Origin of the sequence: uncultured Cetobacterium sp., assembly GCF_947038635.1 — a bacterium.
In the GTDB taxonomy this organism is placed as follows: Bacteria; Fusobacteriota; Fusobacteriia; order Fusobacteriales; family Fusobacteriaceae; genus Cetobacterium_A.
The window spans coordinates 1-5265 of sequence record NZ_CAMQXC010000141.1 but is presented as its reverse complement, the minus strand read 5'-3'; the positions used below and the strand labels follow the sequence as shown (position 1 = coordinate 5265).

The window sequence follows — 5265 nt, the reverse complement described above, 5'->3', positions numbered from 1 at the left end:
CTGTTTTCCATAGGATTTGGTATCGAAAGATTATTACATCCAGTTAAGAAAAAAATAAAAGATATAGCTGTAAATTTTTTTAACATTGTAACTCCCCCCTTTAAAAATAAATTATATGCTAGGTATAGTACCTAAGATTTTAATATTTAAATTTTCAAGATCTTTTAAGTTTTTAAATGGAATTAAATTTATAAAAAGATTTGAATCAATTTCTATATATTTTTCAGAAATTATATTATTATGTAAAATATAAGTAGTATCATTATCTTTAAAAATAGAGTTATTATATGAAGAGAATAGATATAGACTTTCATCATTTAAATCAACTTTATTAATAAGGTACCAATTATTTTTTTTTATAAAATCTATAATCTCTTTAGAAAATGGAGTTAGAATATATTTAACAGAGTCTAAATTTAGTTCTTCAAACTGATTAATAATAATAGGATTAACATATTCTCCAAAAATTTTTTTTACTCCAACTAAAGATAAAGCATTGTATTTTATACCTACATTTAGTATACCTTCAAGTTTTCGACAAAAAGATATAATCTCTGTGTAAAAGCTTTGGATTTCATTAGCCTTAAGTCCTGAAAAGTCACTTAATCTTTTATAAATAGCAACCTCTCTTTCTGGAACATATATACGGCTATTGTCTTTTGATTTTGTTACACCAACTTGGTGAACAATATTCATTCTGTTCAGAATTAACTCTACAATTTTTTTATCTATTTTATCTATTTCTTCTCTTAATTTATTAATATCACGTGTAATTTTAATCACCCATTTCATGAACATTATCAATACATATTCTATAATATAAAGGTGTCAAAATCAAATAATTATTGAAATATAATGAAAAATCTTATAGAATGAGATATTGAAATGTTTAAAAATAAATAGAAGTTTCAGGAGGAAAATATGAAGTTTTTTTCTTTGAATAAAAAAAAGTATGCGACTTTAACTGTTAAAGAAAATAAATCAGAAAATAAAAAAGTTGAAGAAAAAGAGGAAAAAATAATAAAAAAAACAAAAATAACAGGACTTTGGGAAAAATGTCCAGAGTGTCATGAGATTGTTTATAAAAATGATATTGAACAAAATTTACAAAAATGTCCACATTGTGATTATTATTTCTCAATGAGTGCTAAGGAGAGAATTGCTCTTTTAATAGATGAGAGTACTTTTCAAGAGATGGATAAAAATTTAACTTCAGAAAATCCATTAGATTTTCCAGGATACACTGAAAAATATGAAGCAGCAGTAGAGAAAACAGGAATGTTAGAAGGTGTTGTAGCAGGAATTGGAGATATTTTTGGAATAAAAGTAAGTATAGCAGTTATGGATTTTGATTTCTTAGGTGGAAGTATGGGATCAGTTGTAGGAGAAAAAATAACAAGAGCAATAGAAAGAGGAATAAAATTTAAAGTTCCAGTAATTGTAGTATCTTCATCTGGTGGAGCTAGAATGCATGAAGGAATACTTTCACTTATGCAAATGGCAAAAACTTCAGCAGCGCTAGAAAAGTTAAGAGAAGCCGGGGTTCCGTTTATTTCTATTCCAGTAAATCCAACAACAGGAGGAGTAACAGCTTCTTTTGCAATGTTAGGAGATATAATTATGACAGAGCCAGATGCTTTAATAGGATTTGCAGGGCAAAGAGTAATTGAGCAAACAATAAAGCAAAAATTACCAAATGGATTCCAAAGAAGTGAATTTTTGCAAGAGTGCGGAATGGTTGATATTATAACAAAAAGAGAGGATATGAAGAGAACTCTTCATAAAGTTTTAGATAATATAATCTAGAAATCGTTTATTTACAGGAGAGTGACATGAAATTTAATAGTGAAATTTTAGATTTAGAAACTAAAATAGTAGAGCTTAAAAATTTTTCAAAAGAAAAAAATATAGATTTAAGTTTAGAGATAGAAAAACTTTCAAAACAAAGAGATGAATACTTAAAAGCTGCTTATGAAGATTTAACAGATTGGGATAGAGTGGCAATAGCTCGTCATCCAGAAAGACCATATACATTAGATTATATAGAAAATATGACAACAGACTTTATAGAACTACATGGTGATAGATTATGTAAAGATGATGCGGCAATAGTTGGTGGTCTTTGCAAAATAGATGGAAAAAAAGTTATGATTGTTGGGCATCAAAAAGGAAGAACTATTGAAGAAAATATCTTTAGAAATTTTGGAATGGCAAGTCCTGAAGGATATAGAAAAGCTTTAAGATTATTTAAAATGGCTGAAAGATTTTCAATTCCTATAGTAAACTTAATAGATACAGCAGGAGCATATCCAGGAATAGAAGCAGAAAAACATGGACAAGGAGAAGCTATAGCTAGAAACTTATTGGAAATGGCAGGTTTAAAAGTACCAATAATTTCTGTTGTAATAGGTGAAGGAGGGTCAGGAGGAGCTCTGGCATTAGGAGTGGCAGATAAAGTTTATATGTTAGAAAATTCAGTTTATTCTGTAATCTCTCCAGAAGGATGTGCGGCAATTCTTTATAAAGATTCATCTAAAGCTCCAGAAGCGGCAAATAACTTAAAAATATCAGGTCATAGTTTACAAAGTTTAGGTATAATTGACGGTATCGTTAAGGAACCTCTAGGAGGAGCTCACAGAGATTATAAGTGTGCAGCAAATGATCTAAAAAGTGTTATTTTATCATCACTTTTAGAGTTATCTAAATTAGATGTAGATACTTTACTAAAAAATAGATATAATAAGTTTAGAAAAATGGGAAGTTTTACAGAGAAAACAATCTAAATTTTAATAGAAAGTGTCGGAGGTGTTAAGCTTATGAAAAAAATAGCTGTTTTAACAAGTGGAGGAGACGCTCCTGGAATGAACGCTGCAGTAAGAGCAGTAGCTAAAGTAGCCTTAGCAAAAGGGATGGAAGTATATGGAGTAAGAAGAGGATATCTAGGAATGGTTCATGATGAGATATTTCAAATGAATGGAAGTCATGTATCTGGAATTATTGATAGAGGTGGAACAGTTCTTTTAACAGCTAGATGTTTAGAGTTTAAAGATCCAAAATTTAGAGCAATAGCTGCTGAGAATTTAAAGAAAAGAGGAATTGAAGGTATTGTAGTTGTAGGAGGAGATGGATCTTATAGAGGTGCTGATTTATTATCTAAAGAGCATGGATTTAAGGTTGTAGGATTACCTGGAACAATAGATAATGATATAATAGGAACAGACTATACAATAGGTTTTGACACATGTTTAAATACAATATTAGATGCTATGTCAAAATTAAGAGACACAGCAACTTCACATGAAAGAACAATATTAATGGAAGTAATGGGAAGACATGCAGGGGACTTAGCTCTTCATGCTACATTAGCAGGTGGAGGAGATGGAGTTTTAATTCCTGAAATAGAGGAACCAATTGAGATGTTAGCTTATCAAATTAAAGAGAGAAGAAGACAAGGGAAGTTACATGACATAGTTTTAGTAGCTGAGGGTGTTGGAAGCGTACTTGAAATCGAAAAGCAATTAAAAGAGAAAGTAACAACAGAGGTAAGAAGTGTAGTTTTAGCTCACGTTCAAAGAGGTGGAACTCCATCTGGATTTGATAGAGTTTTAGCAACTAAAATGGGAGCAAAAGCAGTTGAACTTCTTGAAGCAGGAGAAGGTGGAGTTATGGTAGGAATTGAAAGTAACGAATTAGTAACTCATCCAATTTCATTTGCTTGGGAAGGTAAAAGAAAATATGATATTAGAAAAGATTATGAATTAGCATTAACACTTTGTAAATAGGAGCTGATGAGAATATGATTACAGTTTTAGACGTTGTTAGAAAAGAAAGAAGAAAAAATAAGATTAAAAGAGAAATTGAAGATAACGATAGAAAAATAAGAGACAACAGAAAAAGAGTTGATCTTTTAACAAACTTAAAGGAGTATCTAAAGCCTGGAATGACTTATGCTGAGATTATTGATATAATCGAAAACATGAAAGGTGATTATGAGGATAGAGTTGATGATTATATAATCAAAAATGCTGAGTTAGGAAAAGAAAGAAGAGAAATTTCTAAAAGTATAAAAGAGATTACAAGAACATTAGCTCAAAAAGCTCCAGTAGAAAAAAAGTAATAAGGAGTTTAAATGGCAACTAAGTCATTAGAGATATTGATAGATGAATTTAATAGATTACCTGGAATTGGAAGAAAAAGTGCAGTTAGATTAGCATTTCATGTTTTAGAGATGTCAGATCAAGAAGTTGAAAGATTTTCAAAAGCTTTAAAAGATGTAAAAGAAACTGTAAAAAAATGTTCAATCTGTGGTAATTTTAGTGAAAATGATATATGTGATATATGTAGAGACGAATTTAGAGATAAGAATATTATCTGCGTTGTAGAGGATAGTAGAGATATAATTCCTTTAGAAAAAACAAAGAGATATAAAGGAAGTTATCATGTTTTAAATGGTAAAATAGATCCATTAAATGGGATGACTCCAGATAAACTAAATTTAAAATCATTGTTAGAAAGAGTAGCAAAAGAGGATATAAAAGAGGTTATTCTTGCTTTAAACCCAGATTTAGAGGGAGAGACAACAGCTTTATATTTGACAAAACTTTTAAAGACATTTGATGTAAAAGTAACAAAAATAGCTAGTGGAATTCCAATGGGTGGAAATATAGAATTTGCAGATGTAGCAACTATATCAAGAGCTTTAGATGGAAGACAAGAGATATAAAAAAAGTCGGATTAATCCGACTTTTTTTATTTTAAATCTATAATAGCTTTTTCTAAACAATCAAGAGTAAATCTAACTCTGTCTTCACGAGCATTTTCTCCCATGTGTCCAATTCTAATAACTTTTCCGGATAGAGGACCATAAGATCCAGAAAGTAGAATATTGTACTTAGTTCTTAAGTGAACTAATAGATCTTCTGCTCTTATTCCTTCAGGAGGATAAAAGGCTGTAACTGTAGGTGAAAAATTAGATTCTAAATATAGAGAGCATCCAAGTTCCCTAAGTCTTTCAATACAAAGGTCTCTCATCTCCTCATGTCTATCAAATACCCTAAATAAAGTTTCAGATAATAGATTATCAATAGCAGTTCCTAAACTGATAATATCGCTAGCTGGCATAGTATACGGGAAAGATTTCTTTTCCTCTATATTTTTCCAATGTAATAAATTACAATAAAAAGATGGAATAGGAGTTGTTCTATTTTCCATTGCATGCCAAGCATCCTCACTAACAGCAACTATAGTAAGACCTGGAGCAGCTGA

At 30.0% G+C, this 5265-nt stretch carries 6 protein-coding genes and 1 pseudogene; 5 read left to right on the top strand and 2 right to left on the bottom strand.

Annotated features, from left to right (window positions below; genetic code table 11):
* Nucleotides 1–111: 111 nt before the first annotated feature.
* A complete protein-coding gene (locus Q0V08_RS10480; protein ID WP_297434562.1) occupies nucleotides 112–792 on the bottom strand; it encodes a chorismate mutase in 681 nt (226 codons plus the stop codon).
* Between the two features lie 129 nt (nucleotides 793–921).
* On the opposite strand from Q0V08_RS10480, the gene accD reads away from it, so the two are divergent.
* Genes accD through recR form a run of 5 tightly spaced genes read left to right on the top strand, consistent with a single transcriptional unit; the run spans nucleotide 922 to nucleotide 4723 of the window.
* Nucleotides 922–1806 carry an acetyl-CoA carboxylase, carboxyltransferase subunit beta gene (gene accD, locus Q0V08_RS10475; protein WP_297434561.1) on the top strand — a complete coding sequence of 295 codons (885 nt, stop codon included), beginning with the start codon at nucleotides 922–924 and terminating at the stop codon, nucleotides 1804–1806.
* 26 nt (nucleotides 1807–1832) lie between these two features.
* Nucleotides 1833–2783 carry an acetyl-CoA carboxylase carboxyltransferase subunit alpha gene (locus Q0V08_RS10470; protein ID WP_023051013.1) on the top strand — a complete coding sequence of 317 codons (951 nt, stop codon included), beginning with the start codon at nucleotides 1833–1835 and terminating at the stop codon, nucleotides 2781–2783.
* Between the two features lie 33 nt (nucleotides 2784–2816).
* A complete protein-coding gene (gene pfkA, locus Q0V08_RS10465; protein WP_297434558.1) occupies nucleotides 2817–3782 on the top strand; it encodes a 6-phosphofructokinase in 966 nt (321 codons plus the stop codon).
* A gap of 14 nt (nucleotides 3783–3796) precedes the next feature.
* Complete coding sequence (locus tag Q0V08_RS10460; RefSeq protein WP_023051011.1) at nucleotides 3797–4117, top strand: DUF496 family protein; 321 nt, start codon at nucleotides 3797–3799, stop codon at nucleotides 4115–4117.
* A 12-nt stretch (nucleotides 4118–4129) separates the two neighbouring features.
* Nucleotides 4130–4723, top strand: a complete 594-nt coding sequence (gene recR, locus Q0V08_RS10455; protein ID WP_023051010.1) for a recombination mediator RecR — start codon at nucleotides 4130–4132, stop codon at nucleotides 4721–4723.
* Nucleotides 4724–4749: 26 nt separating this feature from the next.
* Here recR and Q0V08_RS10450 read toward each other — a convergent pair.
* Nucleotides 4750–5265 (bottom strand): annotated as a pseudogene (locus Q0V08_RS10450) (alanine--glyoxylate aminotransferase family protein); the annotation flags it as partial.